General features: G+C 48.4%; 19 protein-coding genes. 1 reads left to right on the top strand and 18 read right to left on the bottom strand.

What is annotated here, in order from left to right; all coding sequences use genetic code 11:
- Positions 1-2 precede the first annotated feature (2 nt).
- From fliF to A3849_RS05380, 12 genes are all read right to left on the bottom strand, one after another.
- On the bottom strand, positions 3-1,592 hold the full coding sequence (gene fliF / locus A3849_RS05435; RefSeq protein ID WP_074110505.1) for a flagellar basal-body MS-ring/collar protein FliF: 1,590 nt from the start codon (positions 1,590-1,592) through the stop codon (positions 3-5).
- 34 nt (positions 1,593-1,626) lie between these two features.
- Positions 1,627-1,935 (bottom strand): flagellar hook-basal body complex protein FliE, encoded by a 309-nt coding sequence (fliE, locus tag A3849_RS05430; RefSeq protein WP_074110504.1) that lies wholly within the window; start codon positions 1,933-1,935, stop codon positions 1,627-1,629.
- A 33-nt stretch (positions 1,936-1,968) separates the two neighbouring features.
- Positions 1,969-2,418 (bottom strand): flagellar basal body rod protein FlgC, encoded by a 450-nt coding sequence (gene flgC, locus A3849_RS05425; protein WP_074110503.1) that lies wholly within the window; start codon positions 2,416-2,418, stop codon positions 1,969-1,971.
- A gap of 6 nt (positions 2,419-2,424) precedes the next feature.
- Positions 2,425-2,832 (bottom strand): flagellar basal body rod protein FlgB, encoded by a 408-nt coding sequence (flgB, locus tag A3849_RS05420; RefSeq protein ID WP_074110502.1) that lies wholly within the window; start codon positions 2,830-2,832, stop codon positions 2,425-2,427.
- A 378-nt stretch (positions 2,833-3,210) separates the two neighbouring features.
- Positions 3,211-4,611 carry an ATP-dependent protease ATPase subunit HslU gene (gene hslU, locus A3849_RS05415; protein ID WP_074110501.1) on the bottom strand — a complete coding sequence of 467 codons (1,401 nt, stop codon included), beginning with the start codon at positions 4,609-4,611 and terminating at the stop codon, positions 3,211-3,213.
- 32 nt (positions 4,612-4,643) lie between these two features.
- On the bottom strand, positions 4,644-5,186 hold the full coding sequence (hslV, locus tag A3849_RS05410) for an ATP-dependent protease subunit HslV (protein ID WP_074110500.1): 543 nt from the start codon (positions 5,184-5,186) through the stop codon (positions 4,644-4,646).
- Between the two features lie 113 nt (positions 5,187-5,299).
- Positions 5,300-6,658, bottom strand: a complete 1,359-nt coding sequence (gene trmFO, locus A3849_RS05405; RefSeq protein WP_074110499.1) for an FADH(2)-oxidizing methylenetetrahydrofolate--tRNA-(uracil(54)-C(5))-methyltransferase TrmFO — start codon at positions 6,656-6,658, stop codon at positions 5,300-5,302.
- Between the two features lie 24 nt (positions 6,659-6,682).
- Entirely contained in the window at positions 6,683-8,779 is a 2,097-nt protein-coding gene (gene topA, locus A3849_RS05400) for a type I DNA topoisomerase (RefSeq protein ID WP_074110498.1), read from the bottom strand.
- A gap of 32 nt (positions 8,780-8,811) precedes the next feature.
- Complete coding sequence (gene dprA, locus A3849_RS05395) at positions 8,812-9,930, bottom strand: DNA-processing protein DprA (RefSeq protein ID WP_074110497.1); 1,119 nt, start codon at positions 9,928-9,930, stop codon at positions 8,812-8,814.
- 202 nt (positions 9,931-10,132) lie between these two features.
- Positions 10,133-11,062 carry a succinate--CoA ligase subunit alpha gene (gene sucD / locus A3849_RS05390; protein WP_074101788.1) on the bottom strand — a complete coding sequence of 310 codons (930 nt, stop codon included), beginning with the start codon at positions 11,060-11,062 and terminating at the stop codon, positions 10,133-10,135.
- A 30-nt stretch (positions 11,063-11,092) separates the two neighbouring features.
- Positions 11,093-12,250 carry an ADP-forming succinate--CoA ligase subunit beta gene (sucC, locus tag A3849_RS05385; RefSeq protein WP_074110496.1) on the bottom strand — a complete coding sequence of 386 codons (1,158 nt, stop codon included), beginning with the start codon at positions 12,248-12,250 and terminating at the stop codon, positions 11,093-11,095.
- A 351-nt stretch (positions 12,251-12,601) separates the two neighbouring features.
- Complete coding sequence (locus A3849_RS05380; protein WP_074110495.1) at positions 12,602-13,066, bottom strand: MarR family winged helix-turn-helix transcriptional regulator; 465 nt, start codon at positions 13,064-13,066, stop codon at positions 12,602-12,604.
- 147 nt (positions 13,067-13,213) lie between these two features.
- Between A3849_RS05380 and A3849_RS05375 the strand changes: the two genes are divergently transcribed.
- Complete coding sequence (locus A3849_RS05375; protein WP_074107692.1) at positions 13,214-13,642, top strand: organic hydroperoxide resistance protein; 429 nt, start codon at positions 13,214-13,216, stop codon at positions 13,640-13,642.
- 98 nt (positions 13,643-13,740) lie between these two features.
- Here A3849_RS05375 and A3849_RS05370 read toward each other — a convergent pair whose 3' ends face one another.
- From A3849_RS05370 to A3849_RS05345, 6 genes are all read right to left on the bottom strand, one after another.
- Entirely contained in the window at positions 13,741-15,411 is a 1,671-nt protein-coding gene (locus tag A3849_RS05370) for a YifB family Mg chelatase-like AAA ATPase (RefSeq protein WP_074110494.1), read from the bottom strand.
- A gap of 199 nt (positions 15,412-15,610) precedes the next feature.
- Positions 15,611-16,120, bottom strand: coding sequence for a metallophosphoesterase (locus A3849_RS05365; protein WP_074110493.1), 510 nt, complete (start codon positions 16,118-16,120; stop codon positions 15,611-15,613).
- A gap of 45 nt (positions 16,121-16,165) precedes the next feature.
- Entirely contained in the window at positions 16,166-16,582 is a 417-nt protein-coding gene (locus tag A3849_RS05360; RefSeq protein WP_083613373.1) for a hypothetical protein, read from the bottom strand.
- A gap of 130 nt (positions 16,583-16,712) precedes the next feature.
- Positions 16,713-17,099: a YraN family protein gene (locus A3849_RS05355; protein WP_074110491.1), complete on the bottom strand. Its 387-nt coding sequence runs from the start codon at positions 17,097-17,099 to the stop codon at positions 16,713-16,715.
- On the bottom strand, positions 17,096-17,398 hold the full coding sequence (locus A3849_RS05350; protein WP_074110490.1) for an EscU/YscU/HrcU family type III secretion system export apparatus switch protein: 303 nt from the start codon (positions 17,396-17,398) through the stop codon (positions 17,096-17,098). Before A3849_RS05350 ends, A3849_RS05355 begins: the two co-directional genes overlap by 4 nt.
- Positions 17,395-19,605: a hypothetical protein gene (locus tag A3849_RS05345; protein WP_074110489.1), complete on the bottom strand. Its 2,211-nt coding sequence runs from the start codon at positions 19,603-19,605 to the stop codon at positions 17,395-17,397. The genes A3849_RS05350 and A3849_RS05345 overlap by 4 nt, the downstream gene beginning before the upstream one ends.
- Between the last annotated feature and the right edge of the window lie 34 nt (positions 19,606-19,639).

Here is a 19,639-nt window from a genome sequence, read left to right as displayed (position 1 = left end):
TTTCACCTCTGTTCGTCTGCTAGCCATGTACGCAGCAGATTTACGAATTCATCCGGCTTCTTCTTCGCCAGACTTTCCAGTTGCTTACGAACCTGACTTTCGTTCGTCACGCTCTCCATATTAATCGATGGGAATTCGGTAGGAATCTGAAGCGGAATATCTTCTTCCACTTCTTCTTCAGCCTTCTTCTTACGGCTGCGATAGATAAGGAACCCACCTCCTGCACCGACCAGTAAAGCCGCTGCGGCAATAGCCCAAATCATCCACGTTGCAAGACCGCCTGCAGCTGCGTTAGCATTCGCACTTCCGAATTGTTGGGAATATACCGAAACTTTTTTAGCTAAGTCTGCGTCTGTATAAGTGACACCAGAATCAGCTAGAGACGCCCGAACGATATTCACCAAAATATTCTGAATGGCTGCCGAAGTAGCGGCATCCAAAGTTGTTTGTCCTGTAGGTGGTTCAACCGCAACATTTATGGTTAAATCTTTAACAGAATATGGACTTGCAATAATATCCTTAGTGATATGGTTCACTTCAAAGTTTCTTGTCTCCGAAGACTCCTCAGAAGAAGAATTTCCCGAACCTGTATCCGCTGGATAACCTGCGACATCTTGAGAGCCTGTACCTGCAACCCCTCCGGTAGTCTTTCCCTTACCTGAATAGGAATTGCTGATAATCTGCGAGCTGATCTCAATCCCTTTCATATTCTCCGTATCTACCGGCGTTACCAGTTTCTCCTGTCTGTTCTCCTTATCAAAATTCAATTGTGAGAAGACTAGGACATCAACTTTATCCGGACCCGTGAGCGTACTAAGGAACTGTTTTACATTCTTTTTAACTTCCTCTTCAAATTTCTTTTTGAGAGTGAAATTTTCTTCAACCTGACTAGAAACTCCCGCTTGTCCGCCTTTAGCTGTCGGCATCAATTCAACTTCATTATTGGCAATCGTAATGTTGTCAATCGGCAGGTTTGGCACAGCAGTCTTCACAAGGTTAAAATAACCATCGATATTTTCCTGTGAAGGTCGAAATCCAGGGTCAAAGCTAAGCACTACGGAAGCAGAAGCCTGCTCTTGATCCTCCTGTGAGGCAAAAACAGTTTCCTTGGGCAGATTGATCAGAACCTTGGCATCTTTAATACCCTGCATTCTTCTCATTAGCTGCTCTACTTCACCATTCAGCGCATTGTTGTACTTCACATTAAACTCACTGTCTGTTGTACCAATCATCGACGATGATTTATCAAAAACCTTATATCCGATTGAACCCCCCTGCACAATCCCCTGCGAACCAATGTCCACTTTGATCCGGGCGGCATCTGTACTAGGGACAGATATGCTTTTACCGTCAGGACTCAGGCGATAAGAAACTCCAGCTGTGTCCAGGTAACTCATTACTCCGGCTGAATCGGTACTATCTAAATCTTGAAAAGCCACTTCGTATTCCGTCTTCGATAATTGCATCGATAAAACTACGATTATGATTATGATGATAAACAGTGTGGAAAAAAACATTATTTTCTGTTTACCGCTGAATCTATTCCAATACTGGGTAATTTTTTCCCGGTACTGGGCAAATCTTTCATTCACAGTGTCACCCCATCCGAAACTAAGCTAGGATTATTTAGATTTGAGTTCTCATAATTTCCTGATAGGCTTCAATCACTTTGTTCCGGACTTGTGTAGTCAACTGCAAACTCAGCAATGCCTGTTGGGAAGAAATCATTGTTTCATCAACATTGACTTCACCCAGAACGAATTTGTTATTCATATCTTTTGCCTGCTGTTCTTGACCCGCTACCTGATCCAATGCATTCTGCAAATACGAACTAAAGCTCTGGCCTGAACCTTCAACGGATGTTGACTCAGCAGCTGGGGTTTTCATTGCTAACGGCTTGATTGCCTGCGCCCCGATACTTAAATTTTGTATCAACTGTTTCCCTCCTGATGTGTTTTATATTTTATTTTACCGCCCGATTTCGAGCGCTTTGCTTACCATGGATTTGGATGCATTCAGCATCGTGAGGTTAGCTTCATAGGATCGAGTCGTAGACAGCATATCCACCATTTCTTTGGTGATATCCACGTTTGGCATGTACACATACCCATCGGCATCCGCATCCGGGTGACTCGGATTGTACACCGGCTTCAGTGGTGATGAATCTTCAATGATGGACTGTACTTTAACCCCTTGGCTTCCACCACTATTCATTTTCGAATTCAGGATATTGGAGAAACTGTCATTCTGTGCTGTTTCAAGTACAACCATTTTTCGCCGGTAAGGAACGGCTTTGCCATCAACTACAGAGGCTCGTGTTGTCTCTGCATTTGCAATGTTAGAGGAAATCACATCCATTCTTAACCGTTGGGCGGTTAATGCAGAAGCGCTGATCCCAAAGCTGCTACCAAAGTTCATGTCTCGTTATCTCCCTTCAACCACTGTACGCATCATTGTAATCTGGCTGTTCAACTGCTCTACATATGCATTGTATCTGAGCTGATTTTCAGCACTTAGCGCCTGCTCGCGATCCATATCCACATTATTGTCGTTATTGTTCATTGAAGTTGTTTCATCTGTACTGACTACTGCTGCTGGTACTATAGTACCTGTTCCGAATTGGAAGTGCCGGGAATCTGTCACCTTCGCATTAAGTGTTGACTTAAGTCCACTCTCCTGTTGCTGTAAAAAGCTCTCAAAATTGACATCAGAGCGTTTAAAATTAGGAGTGTCAACGTTGGCTACATTATTAGCCAGAACACTTTGTCGTTTGGTGGCGGCATCTAGGCCTCCCTGCAATCTTTGAAAACTGACACTGTTCAATAAACCCAATGGAAATCCCCCTTCCAAAACCTTTGTGATGAATAGAATTCCACAAACTCCTTACGAATTCCTGCTTGTTTCGACAAAAAAGGCTAAATCCCTTCCACACTTGCCGAATATAGGTCGAAAGTTGTCGATGGACAAAAATAATGTCAATCTCATATACATTGATTCTCTTAGAATTTGTATATTATTACAATAAGAAATAAGCCCTATCTTTTCGGAAAAGAGAGGGCTTAAAGCATGTTTTTTCTATTTTTTTACTTTTAAACACCATTAAATGACTTATTTTAACATATAATTACATAAAAACCCCCGATTAAGAGGGGTTTCTGTATGCAGCTAATTCCAAATACCTAAATTTGAATTTTCTTAAGTCTCAATGTACTACAGGATATATTGGCTTAAGTCGCGATCCTGTGCGATTCCTGCCAATTTTTCACGAACATACTCTGGAGTGATGACCATTGTATCCAAAGTGAGCTCTGGAGCTTCAAAAGATAGGTCTTCCAGCAGTTTCTCTAAAATAGTATGCAGTCTACGCGCACCTATATTCTCCATATTCTGATTTACTGAGGCTGCAATCCTAGCGATCTCATAAATCGCTTCCTGCTGAAACTGAACTTCGATATTTTCCGTTCTCAGCAGATTGACATATTGCTTTGTTAAGGCGTTCTCCGGTTCAGTCAGAATAGAGACAAAATCCTCAAGTGTCAGACTGCTCAGTTCCACACGGATCGGAAAGCGGCCCTGCAATTCAGGTATAAGGTCAGAAGGTTTGGCTACATGAAAAGCTCCAGCGGCCATAAAAAGTACATAGTCAGTCTTAACCGGACCATATTTGGTCATTACTGTAGAACCTTCGACGATAGGCAAAATATCGCGTTGCACCCCTTCTCTAGAGACATCCGGTCCCGAGCCCTTGCCTTGACTGGCTACTTTGTCGATCTCGTCTATAAAAATAATCCCAGACTGCTCGGCACGTGCAACCGATTCCTGAATAACATCATCCATATCGATCAGCTTTGCGGCCTCATCCTGGATCAGGACCTTCCGTGCTTCCCTGATCGGAAGTTTGCGCTTCTTGGTCCGCTTCGGCAATAGACTACCGAACATTTCCTGCATGTTCATGCCCATCTGATCATTTCCTTGTCCAGCGAACATGTCAAGCATATTAGGTGTCGTATCTTCAACGTCCACCTCGATGATGTCGTCCTCCAGCTGTCCTGCAAGCAATTTGAATTTGACTCCACGGCGGCGCTCACTAAGACTGCCATCTTCCGTTTCTTCTTTGGCATCATCGCTTCCGCCGTTATTCCCGCCAAAAATCATCTCAAACGGATTCCGCTGTGATTTATTCTTGGATCCCCCAGGTACCAGAATCGACACAATCCGGTCATTGGCCATTTCTTCAGCACGGTCCTTGACCTTCTCGGTACGCTCCAGTTTCACCATACGAATAGAGGTTTCCACCAAATCACGGACCATTGACTCTACGTCACGCCCCACATAACCAACCTCTGTAAACTTGGTAGCCTCTACTTTGATAAACGGGGCATTCACCAGCTTGGCCAGACGCCGTGCAATCTCGGTCTTGCCGACACCGGTAGGTCCAATCATTAAAATATTCTTTGGGACAACCTCATCCCGCAGTTCTTCAGACAGTAGCGAGCGGCGATAACGGTTGCGGAGCGCAACAGCCACTGATTTCTTGGCCTGCTTCTGTCCTACAATATACTTATCAAGTTCTGCTACGATTTGCCGGGGTGTAAGCGATTGATTCACCATTGTGACTTCCTCCCTTTTCTGTGGCACCGTGCCTACAGTTCTTCGACAATAATATTTGAATTGGTATATACACATATCTCGGATGCAATCGTTAACGCTTCTTTGGCTATTTCTGCAGCGCTTAGTTTGGAGGCATGCCGTTTCAAAGCGCGCCCTGAAGCGAGCGCAAAATTACCTCCTGAACCGATGGCAAGCACATCATCATCCGGCTCAATAATTTCTCCATTACCGGAAATCAGCAGCATACCCTCTTTATCCATCACGATCATCAGCGCTTCCAGCTTCCGCAAAATACGGTCCTGGCGCCAATCCTTGGCCAGTTCCACAGCCGCACGCTGTAAGTTTCCATGATGCTCTTCCAGCTTGCCCTCGAACTTCTCGAACAATGTAATCGCATCCGCTACGGATCCCGCAAAGCCGGCGATAACCTGCCCTCTATATAAACGACGTACCTTTCTGGCCGTTGTCTTCATAATCACACTCTCGCCAAATGTAACCTGGCCATCCCCGGCTATTGCCGCATGACCATTATGTCTCACCGCACAAATTGTAGTTGCATGAAAGCTTGGTAACATAATTTAAGCAACCTCCTAAAAGTTTTGTGAGCGTTACCGCCTGGGAACATCTACGTACAAAACTCGCTTCGAAAGCTCAATCCTAAGTTTTGCATGTTACTGTATATCTTATTTTATTGAGAAGTCTGATCCGCATTCTCTGGCACATTGTGCGGAAGGCCAGCATGAGCGGCGTACGATGCAAGACTATCCAGGGCACGATGAGCAAGAAACTCATTTTTTTCTTTTTTGCTGCGGATTCTTTGCGCAAGCTTGGGCAATAGGCCAAAATTAGCATTCATCGGCTGGAAATGTTCCGGATCGGCAGACGTGATGTAAGCAGGCATACTGCCCAGTACCGTCTCCTGAGGGAAGATGAGGCCTTCTTCACCAAGCGCTGCCCTTGCAGCATTCATACCAGCAATCAACCCTGATGCTGCGGACTCTACGTAACCTTCAACTCCTGTCATTTGACCGGCAAAAAACAGTCTTTCCCGGCCCTTCATTTGATAGGTAGGATGCAAGAGTTTCGGAGAATTAATAAATGTATTACGGTGCATTACTCCATAGCGGACATACTCGGCATTCTCCAGGCCCGGAATCAGGGAGAATACCCGTTTCTGCTCGCCCCACTTCAGATGTGTCTGGAAACCAACCAGGTTATAAAGCGTTCCGGCAGCGTTGTCCTGACGTAACTGTACAACCGCGTAAGGCAGCTTGCCTGTATGGGGATTCAAGAGACCCACCGGTTTCATGGGGCCGAACAAGGCGGTCTGTTTGCCGCGCTTCATCATGATTTCAATCGGCATACAACCTTCAAAGTAAATCTCTTTCTCAAAATCTTTGATTGCTGCTGTCTCTGCAGAAATTAGCGCATCATAAAAACGGTCAAATTCCTCTTCCGTCATCGGACAGTTCAGATAAGCCGCCTCACCTTTGTCATAGCGGGAGGCCAGATATACCTTGCTCATGTCGATGGTATCCTTTTCAACGATCGGAGCGGCGGCATCATAGAAGTAAAAGTACTCTTCACCTAGCAGGCCTTTGATCTCAGCGGATAATGCCGGAGAAGTCAACGGGCCGGTTGCAACCACAACGATCCCTTCCTCCGGTATATGCGTAAGTTCTTCATTTATGACTTCTACTAGGGGATGATTATGCAGTTTGGCAGTAATTTCACCGGAGAATCCATCACGGTCAACAGCAAGCGCTCCGCCAGCAGGAACTGCGTGACGATCGGCTGCACCCAGCACCAGTGAATCCAGTCGCCGCATTTCTTCCTTAAGCACCCCAACCGCATTACCCAGCCCGTTGGCACGCAACGAGTTGCTGCATACCAGTTCTGCAAATTGATCGGTATGATGCGCAGGAGTCTTCACAACAGGTCTCATCTCATATAATCTAACCGGAACCCCCCGGGATGCTATCTGCCAGGCCGCTTCGCTCCCTGCGAGACCGGCCCCTATTACTGTAACCTTAGCTAATTCTGTCAATTTCCTTTCCTCCTGTAGAGACATTTATTCTGCCAGTTCTTCGCCCTCAAGTACAGCCTCGGTATGATCGCAAGAAGTGCACTGGAGCTTCGTCCCCTGCTTGTTACGCTTCTCAATCATCCAGGAGCCGCAGACCGGGCATGGTTTAATGGATGGTCTGTCCCACGATACAAAATCACAGCCAGGGTATTGATCGCAGCCATAGAAAACACGGCCCTTTTTACTGCGGCGCTCCACGACTTTACCTTCATGACACTTCGGACAACTTACCCCAATATCCTTGATAATCGGTTTGGTATTCCGGCAATCCGGGAATCCGGAGCAAGCCAGAAACTTACCGAACCGTCCAAGCTTATACACCATCGGTTTGCCGCATTTCTCGCATAGCTCATCCGACACTTCATCTTCAATTTCAATTTCCTTCATTTCTTCCTCAGCAAATACCAGCCGCTTCTCAAAGGACGTGTAGAATTCAGCTAATACTTTTACCCAATCCTCAGCGCCTTCTTCTACATGGTCAAGATCGCCTTCCATATGCGCCGTGAATTCTACATCCAGAATCTCAGGGAAAAATTGTTCCATCTGCTCAATGATTAATTCTCCAAGTTCTGTCGGCATGAACTTCTTCTCTTCAATCGCCACATAACCACGCTTTTGGATCGTTTCCAGTGTAGGGGCATAAGTACTTGGACGCCCTATTCCCAGCTCTTCCAACGTTTTGACCAGACGTGCCTCTGTGTATCGCGGAGGCGGCTGTGTAAAATGCTGCTTCGGCTCAATTTCATGCTTAACCAGGTCATCGCCCGCCTTGAGCGGAGGTAAATACTTTTCCTCATCCGTGGTTCCGTCATCATTACCTTCAACATATACCTTCATAAAACCCGCAAAAGACACTTTGGAGCCGACGGCTCTGAATACGGCAGCACCAGCGGTAATATCTACCGAGAGCGTATCCAGAACTGCAGAAGACATCTGACTGGATACAAACCGCTCCCATATCAGCTTATACAGCCGGAATTGGTCACGGCTCATGTATTCTTTAACCATCTCTGGTTCACGGAGTGCGGATGTAGGACGGATAGCTTCATGCGCATCCTGAGATCCGGCAGCTTTTTTGGAATATTGACGAGGTGTCTCAGGGACGAATTTCTCACCGTATTTGGATAGGATCAATTCCTTGGCTTCATCCTGCGCGGTTACGGATAGGCGGGTGGAGTCGGTACGCATATAAGTAATCAAACCGACTGTTCCTTCTTTGCCCAGCTCAACACCCTCATACAGCTGCTGAGCCACAGACATGGTTTTGGCTGCGCGGAAGCCCAACTTCCGTGCTGCTTCCTGCTGAAGGGAGCTCGTCGTGAAAGGTGCGGAAGGATGCCGTTGTCTCTCTTTCTCTTTTACTTCACTTACCTTGAAGGCAGCATTTTTGATTGCTTCCAGTACTTCCTGAACATCACTTTCCTGACCCAGTTCTTTCTTTTCACCGTTCAGTTTGTGGAACTTGGCTTCGAAGAGAGAATCCCGAATGCCCAGCTTCGCGGTAATACTCCAATATTCCGTAGGTTCAAATGCCGAAATTTCATTCTCACGGTCCATAATGATTTTGACGGCAACAGATTGCACTCGGCCGGCAGACAAACCTTTTTTGACTTTCTTCCATAATAGTGGGCTAATCTTGTAGCCGACCAGACGATCCAGAATACGCCGTGCCTGCTGAGCGTTAACCAGATCCATATTAATTTTGCGCGGTGTCTTGAAGGCATCTTTTACAGCCTGCTTTGTAATCTCATTAAAGACGACCCGGCATTCCTGTGTGTTGTCCAGATCCAGCGCATGCGCCAGATGCCAGGCAATCGCTTCACCTTCGCGGTCCGGGTCAGCCGCCAGATAGACTTTTTTTACTTTTTTGCTGGCGTCCTTAAGTTCCTTCAAAATCGAACCCTTACCACGGATCGTAATATACTTGGGATTGAAGTCATTTTCCACTTCTACACCAATCTGACTCTTCGGTAAATCCCTGATATGTCCCATAGAAGCCTTTACGATATATTTACTTCCTAAATATTTGCCAATTGTCTTCGCTTTTGCCGGCGATTCGACAATAACCAATGCTTCCGCCATAGGTTGTTCCTCCTAAAAGTGTTCCTTCTATATTAAATTACCTTATAAATTGCCCCTGGTAATTGTGATACCGCTTTTTTTATGATTAAAGATAACAGAACTGAATGCAAATGTCCAAAATCCCATCCCGTTCTGTGCAGCAGCTCATCCAGTGTAAAAGGGCCTTGATGCAGTATATGGTATAGGTGAGACTCCTCACTTGTCAATTTCTTTTCCCTGAGCCTGTCTTCCCCTACCGGCAGCAAACCGGCATTTTCTGTATCTCCTATTGATTTTGCAGGCAAGTGTGACAGGTATTCTTCAATAATATCGGAGGCTCCGGTTACGAGTTTTGCCCCTTGCTTAATTAAGTCTAGGGCTCCCCGGCTTTTGGGTGAAGTGATAGGTCCCGGTACGGCAAACACATCTCTCCCGGCTTCAAGGGCGGCGTCAGCGGTAATCAGTGAGCCACTGCGCGCATCCGCTTCGACAACCAGCGTTCCCAGAGTAAGTCCCGCAATAATGCGATTCCGCTGAGGGAAAAGTCCGGGATGGCTTTGGGTTCCCAGCGGATACTCACTGAGTACCAGGCCTTCACGCGAAATTTGCCGCTCCAGCTCCCTGTTCTCCGGAGGATATATCCTATCGAGTCCTGTAGCAACCACGGCAACGGTACCGCCTTTGCTCCCCAGCGCAGCTTCATGACAGACACTGTCAATGCCACGGGCAAGTCCACTTACCACTGTGAAACCTGCCGCACTAAGCTCTGATGCCAGTATTTCACCAACCTTACGCCCATAGGCCGTTGGCACACGGGTTCCAACCATTGCGATTGAAGGACTGGAAGCTAGCTTCAGATTGCCTCTGTAATACAACACCCAAGGGGGTTGTGGCGTTTCTTTAAGTCGCTCCGGATAATCTTCATCAAACAGAGTAACCGACTCTACACCGCTTTTCTTCATTAAATTGCAGCGGGTACAAATCCATTCTTCATTAAAATCAGCAGCTAGCTTCTGAGCAACTTTCGCAGGGATCCCCGATTTTACCCAATCCTCAAAGTTACACAAAAATGCATTTTCCGTCAAAAGTCCCGCTTGGAGAATTCTGTCGATGGTTTTCCAGCCTACACCCTCTACTTCATTCAATCCGATCAGCAGTATGCGTCTTTCCATATGTATTTCTCTCCTTTTGATGAAGGCAAGCCTCCTAAATTAAATAAGCCATTCCACCTGAGGTAAGGTATAACAGGAATCCTCCTAGTAAAAAAGGCCGGACGCCAAAAAAGCAACCTATTATCCCCATGAAAGAGAACAAAAGGTTGCTTACCTTATAAGCTGATTATACCTAATCTGGACACAATTGTATTGTGAAATATCAGTGAGTCGTAAAAGCGTTCAGAATCCCGCGTTCTTCCAGGACACTCACTAGGGTAGAGCCCATTTCGGCTGGAGTTGGCGCAACTTTAATACCGCAGGATTCCAGTACAGCAATTTTTTCGCTGGCCGTCCCCTTCCCCCCAGAAATAATTGCTCCGGCATGCCCCATCCGTTTACCCGGAGGTGCGGTTACCCCTCCAATAAAGCCGACAACTGGCTTAGTCATATGCTCTTTGATCCACTCCGCCGCTTCCTCTTCCGCTGTACCACCGATCTCTCCGATCATAATGACAGCCTTGGTTCCAGGATCCTCATTAAACAGCTTCAAAATATCGATGAACTCCGAGCCTTTTACAGGGTCACCACCAATACCGACTGCCGATGACTGTCCGATTCCGCGCTCTGTCAACTGGTGTACCGCTTCATAGGTAAGCGTTCCACTGCGGGATACAACTCCCACATAACCAGGCATATGAATATATCCAGGCATGATGCCTATTTTACATTCCCCCGGTGTAATGACACCCGGACAGTTAGGGCCGATCAGCACGGTAGGGCGTCCCTCCATATAGCGCGATACTTTTACCATATCCAGTACCGGGATTCCTTCAGTAATACAGATGACCAGCTCAAGGCCGGCATCCACCGCCTCCATGATCGAATCCGCCGCAAAAGCCGGCGGGACATAAATTACACTTGCCGTCGCCCCCGTAGCTGCCTTGGCAGCTACAACCGTATCGAATACTGGCAGACTGACCTCACTGCCATTGTCCAAAGTAATATTGACAGTGGTCCCGCCTTTGCCTGGGGTAACCCCGCCTACCATCTGGGTACCGTAATCCAGGGCTCCCTTGGTATGGAACAAGCCGGTCGAGCCTGTGATCCCTTGCGTGATGACCTTCGTATTTTTATCTACAAGAATGCTCATCTATAGTCACATCCCTACTTAGAATTGTCTTTACACAAGAGCTACAATCTTACGGGCTCCATCTGCCATAGAATCCGCAGCTACGATATTCAGCCCCGAGCCGGCAAGAATCTGCTTGCCCAGTGCTACATTGGTGCCTTCAAGACGGACAACAAGCGGCTTGGTCAGTCCAAGCTGTCTTGCAGCTTCTACTACTCCGCTGGCAATAACATCACAACGCATGATTCCGCCAAAAATATTGACGAATATTCCATTAACTTTGTCGTCGGACAAAATAATTTTGAATGCCTCAGTAACCTTTTCAGTGGTGGCACCGCCCCCTACATCCAGGAAGTTAGCCGGTTCACCGCCATAGTATTTGATAATATCCATAGTGGCCATGGCCAGACCCGCACCGTTCACCATGCATCCGATGTTGCCGTCCAGGGCGATGTAGCTCAGATCGAATTTGGAAGCTTCAATCTCCTTCGCATCCTCTTCGTCCAGGTCACGCAGCTCCAGAATGTCCTTGTGCCTGAACAAGGCATTGGAATCGAAATTCAGCTTGGCATCGAGTGCCATAACGTTTCCATCCCCGGTAACCACGAGAGGATTAATCTCAGCAATGGAGCAATCCTTATCCACAAAAGCCAAATAGAGCGCTTGCATGAACTTGACCGCTTTATTAACCAATTCTGTTGGAATCGCTATACTGTAAGCTAATTTCCGGGCTTGAAACGTCTGTAATCCTACCGCCGGATCAATAATCTCTTTGAAAATCTTCTCAGGATGCGTAGCTGCAACCTCTTCAATCTCAGTTCCGCCTTCCTCCGATGCCATCATCACCACACGGCCGGAACCACGGTCAACAACAAGTCCAATATAGTATTCCTTTACAATCTGACAGCCTTCCTCAATCAGCAGCCGTTTCACTACCTTGCCTTCCGGCCCCGTCTGATGGGTAATCAGCGTCTTCCCGAGAATCTCTTCCGCATATGCACGAACCTCTTCGCTCGTTTTGGCGACCTTTACGCCTCCGGCTTTGCCGCGTCCGCCAGCATGAATCTGCGCTTTGACCACTACCACCGGGGTACCCAGCGACGCTGCGGCCTCTACCGCTTCCTCCACTGTATAAGCTACTTTTCCGTTCGGTACGGCCACGCCGTACTTCTTAAGTACTTCTTTTCCCTGATACTCGTGGATATTCATACCGGAAGCCTCCTAAAGTATTGCGGTGGCGAAGCAGGCAGCCTGCTGCCATTCCGCTTTCCGTTTTGATTGTCCAAAGCCGGGTCCAGACCGGTAAAATATAGTAATATCCCGGTACATACAGAATACCCATGCCGGAATCATTTGAAATCGGCACAGGTTTCTGTCTATGACTTCCGGGGCGAAAATATCGATTTGAAATAATTTCCGCCCAGAGCCATAATATGAAACCCAGAATATTGTAACATGTTTTAAAAACGCTTTCCTTAAAAACTTTCATGATTTATACATACATTTTCGCTCGATTTCATGCCGGAATGCGAACGATTGCATTGACTTTACATAAACAATCTATTTAACGGCATTGGTATTGGCTTCATGTACACGGGCAAGCAGGTCCTTGAATTGACCCAGCAGAGCCACAAATTCATCTGCTGATAGCATTGTACCTTCCGCCATTTTACCGGGGATGCACGCCGCTTCACTCCGTAGAGCCTTGCCCTGTTCGGTCAGTGAGATCAGTACCTTCCGTTCATCCTGAAGCGATCGTTCGCGAAGAATCAGACCGGCAGCCTGGAGTCGCTTCAGCAGCGGCGTTAATGTGCCTGAATCCAAAAAAAGTGCATCGCCCAGCTCTTTAACTGTACACTGGCGGCGTTCCCACAATACAAGCATTACAAGGTATTGGGAATACGTTAGTCCAATCTTGTCCAGATGAGGCTGGTACAGCTTCGTAAATTCACGGGAACAGGCATAAATGGTAAAACACAGTTGATTCTCAAGCAGCAGCTCGGGAGTTGTAGTTGTCTCTTGCATATTTTCTTCACCTGCCTTTGTGACATTATTTTATCACAATTTCTAATTAATATCATGTTAATAGCAAAAAATATATTGACTATTATTTTATTTGTGTTAAATTAAATTGTGTACAATACATTTACGAATGAACGGGAGCGATTAGTAATGATGACTATCCAACAGAAAATGTACGAAACTACAGTAAAAGCAGTAGGCGGAAGAAATGGATATATAGAATCCGAAAGCCCAAAACTAAATCTAACCATCAGTACTCCACGTGAAATGGGCGGTGCCGGCGGCGAAGGCACTAATCCGGAGCAGCTATTTGCAGCTGGCTATTCCGCTTGCTTTGACAGTGCACTGAACATGGTAGCCCGTATGGGAAAAGTAAAAATCGAAGGCAGCGAAGTCACGGCTACCGTCAGTTTCGGAAAAGTTGAGGATGGAGGGTTCGGTATCGCCGTTAAGATGGATGTCCTGGTTAAAGGCGTCGATAAAGAGACCGCAGCACAATTGGTAGAAGCTGCTCATGGTGCGTGCCCTTACTCCCGCGCAACCCGCGGTAACATTGCAGTCGAGTTGAATGTGCTGTAAGCACTAATTGCACATCTCGTTAACATAGCACAAGCCGTCCGGTCTCCCGGACGGCTTGTTTGTATAGCTGAAACCATAAGGCTCTGTAAATTACAGAATCACTCATCTACTATAACTTGCCTGTCCAAATTACGGTATTGGACAGCTTCGGCAAGATGAGATGAACCGATATCTGCTGCACCTTCAAGATCAGCAATAGTACGGGCCAGCTTAATGATCCGGTCATGCGCCCGCATACTTAAGCCGAGACTTTCCAGAATATCATTCAGTAATTGTCTTTCGTCCTTTTGAAGCCTTGCATAACGGCGCAGAGCAGTCCCTGAAAGCTCGCTGTTCCATGAGATCGGCAGACCTCTGAAACGTTCCTTCTGAATAGCTTGTACCTTAAGAACCTCGGTGCGCATCTCCGACGAAGATATCGAGGCCCCCTGCCCCTCCCAGTCTCTCGGACGGGGAACATCCACCTGCATATCAATCCGGTCCAGCAGCGGTCCGGAAATTTTGCCACGGTATTGGGCGATCTTTGCCGGACTGCAGGTGCATCGCTTCGTCGTCCCTACGCTCCCTAAATATCCACAGCTGCAAGGATTCATTGAACATGCTAGTAAAAATTGTGCCGGAAATGTAAATGCAGCCCGGGCGCGGCTGATCGTTACCACTCCATCCTCAAGGGGCTGACGGAGCACTTCAAGCACATTGCGGGAGAACTCGGGCAACTCGTCCAAAAAGAGAACACCTCGATGTGCCAGGCTCACCTCTCCCGGCTTGGGAATCCCCCCGCCACCGATCAGTCCTGCAGCTGAGATCGTATGATGGGGGGAACGAAACGGGCGGCTCCGCAATAATCCAATGTTCCCCTCCTTCAATTTGCCTGCAGAGCTGAAGATTTTGGTCACCTCCAGCGACTCATTATCATCAAGTTCCGGAAGTATGCCTGGAAGCCGTTTGATCAACATGGTCTTTCCCGTTCCCGGCGGACCCATCAGCACAATATTGTGCATCCCGGCAGCAGCTATCATCAAGGCGCGCTTCACATGGTTCTGCCCGAGAACATCACTATAGTCCTCCGTCATCATCTTCACTTCGGAGCTTAATGAATCAGTGTGTGCATATTCAGGAATGAATCTTAGATGATTCAGAGACAGCACTTTAACTGGTGGCTGGTCTTTTTCAGTCTGACCAGCACTAATTGTGACAGGAAATGGAAGCTCACTCAGTTGTGAAGAAACGGTAGACAAGGGATGAACAGTTAATTGCTCCCGATCTGTATCCGGTGACGGCAGCTGCCGTAAATGCTCCGCTGCATATACGGTCATTCCGCTGATTAATGACGCTTCGGCGGCATTTCCCTTCGGAACGAGTACACCCTTCATGCCGTTACGGCGGGCTGCTTCTACCATAGACAACACTCCGGTAACCGGCCGCAAACTTCCGTCGAGCGCCAGCTCACCAATTAATAACAGTTGTTCCGCTTCAGGCATAACCAATTGCCCGCTTGTGGTCAAAATACCAAGGGCAATGGCAAGATCGAATGCAGAACCTTCCTTACGGAGGTCAGCTGGAGCCAAATTTATGGTGACCCGCTGCTGCGGATAACGGTAACCACAATTTTTGACGGCGGCACGCACTCTCTCTACAGCCTCCCGGATTGCTGAATCAGGCAAACCAATGATGCTCGTCTGCGGCAGACCATTGGCCAGATCGATTTCCACACCAATCATGACACCCTCGATCCCATATAGGCATGCGCTGTGCATTTTCCCATACATGACAAAAACACCTCTTCTCTTGATATACGCCCACGATGGACGGACTAAATTCAAGAAAAAGGGTGCTTCCTCAATTTCCGGTTATTCTATTATCCTTAGTATACTTATATTCCATGAGCTTAATCAAGGGTTACCGTTATAAAAATGGATATCACCCCATATTGCATAAGTATGCAATCTTCGAAATACAAAAATTTCGTTATCCTTCCTCATTCACCACAACATAATCTCTGATTTGGGTAAAAGATAAAGGTGTATAGTCCCAGTGTTCTACGCAAATGTTAAAATAATTCTTCCCCTCATACTTCTGTCCATGAATATGGCCGTGCACATTTACGTAGGGCATATGCTTATTCATATACATGGGCTCGTGTGAAAGAAAAAAGAAATCTTTATATATTACAGGATACTCACTGACTTCATTAAAACCGGCTTCGAGCCACCAGTTCCTGCCTCTGCTGCGGTCGTGATTGCCTAGGATCAGGATTTTATAGCCTTTGAGGGCAGATACAATCTCCCGTGTTTTTTCCAGGTTCAAAAAAGAAAAATCCCCCAAGTGAAAGACTGTATCTTCTGTACCGACCACAGAATTCCACTTCTCGATCATCACCCGGTCCATTTCTTCCACACTGCCAAAGGGACGGGACTCAAAATCAATAATCAGTTTATGCCCAAAATGTTGATCTGAGGTAAAAAATATATTTGACATTCCTATCCCCTTCTTCTGTACTCAGAAATAGCTTCTGTGGACACTTCAATCGTTCCAGTTCCGTTTGGCAGAACGCTGACTGTTCGTATCCAGCTTAATCAACTCCGCTAACGGAGGCACTTCCTCATGCTCTATAAGCCAGTGGCGCATCTCTTTGATGGCTTCTACCTGCCCGTTTCCTTTGTCGCGCCAGGTCAGAAGCTCAATCACCCGGATGACTAACGACAAAAGACTGCTATTGCTACTCTGGGTTTTTTCAGCCCGGATTTTTTGGAATAATGCTTCATTCTCCCAATCAATCAAAATCTCCTCCGCTATGGCTGGCCTCATAACGGTAAAGGTCTTATTACACTTGCTGCAGCAAATAACGGACACAGGCTCTCCGCCCAGCTCTACTGCAATTTTGGTGTTACAATATTGGCAAGTAAAATTCACCTGTATATCCAACGGTTGATTGCTCACTCGGACAGCCCTCCTCATGGTGCATTAAAAGTTACAATAATGTTTACCCATTTCCTTGAAGAAATGACCCATAGTACGGAGGGTATGTCAAGACTGTATGTTTGAAAAGTCAACAAAATGTATAAAACTTTCAAAAAGCCTCCCGTATATGATGCAGCGATGCAATACTCCTATCCTCATTCAGCATTACTGTGATGACGTCAAAAGAGACCCGGCGTTCATATACGTTCTTCATATGCATGTATACCTGGGCGGTCGCACGCACCTGACGAATCTTCCGCTCATCCACAGATTCTTCCGGGGTACCCTGAAGCGGGCTTCCGCTGCGGCTCCGTACTTCAATAAAAACAAGCATTTGACCATATTCTGCAATTATATCCAGTTCCCCGCTGCGGCAGCGCCAGTTACATTCTATAATCCGGTAACCTTGTGCAGTTAGGTATTGCAGAGCGGCTTTCTCGCCATCAGCACCTTTTTGCTTGCGGGTATAGGGCTCTTCAGATGAAACCTCACTCACTTCTGCCTCCGTTCTCCGGCAGAGCGGTCACTCTGGTAAACAAAGCTCAGAATTTCCGCAACCAGCTGGTAGAGCTGTGGAGGAATCTGCTGGTCCAGGTCAAGCTTGGAGAGCACTTCTACCAGGGCAGCATCCTCTTGGACAGCCACCCCGCTGTCCTTCGCCATCTGCAGAATCTTATCTGCTACCGCACCTTGTCCTTTGGCGACTACAACTGGTGCTTCACTTTGACCAGGTGAATATTTGAGGGCAACCGCTTTTTTCAGGTTTTGAGAAATTTCATCGGCGGAATCACTCATATGCGGTAATCCACTCCTTTGTAGGAATCAGGCACATAGTCTGCCAGTCTGCCTGGGCCGCCCGCAGATGCAGCACTAGGCTGCGGCAGAGGTTCTGTTCTTAAGCTGGACAGCTGATATCCAATCGATTCCACTGCTGCTCCAATTTCATCCTTACGTTCTTCGAGCAGTTCTAATACCCATGGCGTATCGTTATGCAGCTTCAGACTTACGATTCTGTCCACAACCTGCACATCTACCAGTGTCTGTCCCAGCTGCTTCATATCCAGGTCAAACCACAAGCGGCAGTTCGATGCATCGAGTTCGCCTTTGCGCCCCCGTCTCGATTGAATATGGACAGAAGCCGTTTCCTGGCCATCTGGACCGTGTAGCGGCAGGAACATCGTGACTTGCGCAAACGGAGTCGTACGATCCGTATTCAGGAGCAGTTGCTGTCCCGTCAACTGCAGTACCAACTGGCCCGCGGCTTCCTTGACCGCGGGCGGTACTTCACTGCTGCCCAGCACTTGCAGCAGTACGCCCTTCAGCGTATCGGCAGCCGTATCATCGCCGATCGCCCCACTCGCCAGCGCGGCCTGCGGAAGCGCTGCCTCACGCACTGCCGCCGCTGCCGGCACTGCAGCGGCCCGCACCTCCGCGGCGGCATGCCCGCCGCCGCGAACGGCCTGCTGCTCGTGCTCCGCACCGAGCAGCTTCAGCACCCGCCCCACCCACGACTCCACGTCGTGGATGGCTGCGGTGCCCGTCTGCTGCGCCGCAGCCGCAGACGGCCCTTCCCCGCGCTGCCCTGCAGGCGCGGGGGCTGGATCTTGCCCCGCCGCTACTGGCGGGGCTGTAGTGCCCTGCGGCGGCTGTGCAGCCGCTGGGGCAGGGGGTTGCCCCGCCGCGTCAGCGGGCGGGGCAGAAGCGAGCTGCGGCAATGCGCCGCGCAGCTCGGTGAGCACGCCCTGCAGCTTCGCGAGCAGGGCTGTACCTTTGCCAGCAGAGTTATCTGCTGGCGGCAATGCGGTTCGTTCCGGCTGGGTACCGGAACGAACTTCAGCCCCTTCTGCCTGCTCTGCAGAAGAAGGATTACCTGCTGCGGTTCCAGATCCCGCAGCGGCAGGCTGGGCATTATCTGCTTTCGGTGTATTGCCCGCCTTTATAGCAGGACCAGTCTCAGCAGCACCCTCTTCTCCATCCGACGCAACGGGAACCGTCCCTGTTCGGCCAGTAAAGGCCGCAGCCGATGGTTCCGCAGCATCAGCAGATGTATTGACCGCCACTGCTGCAGCTTCGTTCCCGGCAGGCTGCATGGTTTTCACAATGCCACCCGAAGGCGTTCCGGGAACGTCAGCCCCTTCAGTAGCCAATGCTGAATCGGCTGCTGCTACTGACGCCGCTGCTACATCTGTCCCACTTACTTTGACTGCAGCAACTTGATTGGCTGCATGATTACCAGGAGCCGCCGAATTTCCGTTTCCGGGGACTTCTGATGCCACAGAAGCCGCAGCACCTCCATTCACAAGCGTTCCTGCTGCCGGAGGAGTAGCCGTTCCTGGAATAACAGCCGATGCAGGCTTACTGGAAGCATTCGTTGCGGCTGTACTTATTCCCGCCGCTTCATTCTCCTGCTGAGCCCATTGTCCGATCGCCGTTTCAAGCTTAGCTACAAGCTGATGCAACTTAGGCCCGAACACCGCTTGCTGCAGACCTTTCACACTCTCTGCCGTGACAGGAAGTCCACGTTTTACCGAGATGACTGCCGCCTCCAGCCACTCAGACGCCGGAATATTCGGCGGTTTAGCATTCATTACTGCATCCAGCTTCGCAGCCGTTTCCTTGGTCAGGGCGACGCCGCCAGATACCATAGCCTGAATGATTTCCTTTCCTGCCTTGGAATCGGTAAGCCCCAGCGATTCGAGTGCTTCCCCCATACTTTGCGACGAAGCCAATGCAGCCTCACCGGAGGAGACAGGTTTTAATACGGGCAAGCCGCCTTCTCCCGGAGGAGCAACCTGCAAATTCAATGTTTGTCCAGGCTGCAGCGGTGTCTCCAGCTCCGCACGGACAGGCGTACCTTGAATCTGTACCACGGCCTCTTTGCCGGAATCCGACACACTGAGCACCACACCGCGGACCACCTGGCCTTCCTTTAGCTCTACCGCCTTGGGCTCACCCGGTTTATTGTCTCCAAGTAATCCGCGAATCAAAGATCCGATGTTCATGCCTATCTCCCCTCCTTTCGTATATCTTTTCAAT

The sequence above is a fragment of the Paenibacillus sp. P46E genome (assembly GCF_001909095.1).
Lineage (GTDB): Bacteria > Bacillota > Bacilli > Paenibacillales > Paenibacillaceae > Paenibacillus_AQ > Paenibacillus_AQ helianthi.
This window is presented reverse-complemented; position numbering and strand designations above follow the sequence as displayed.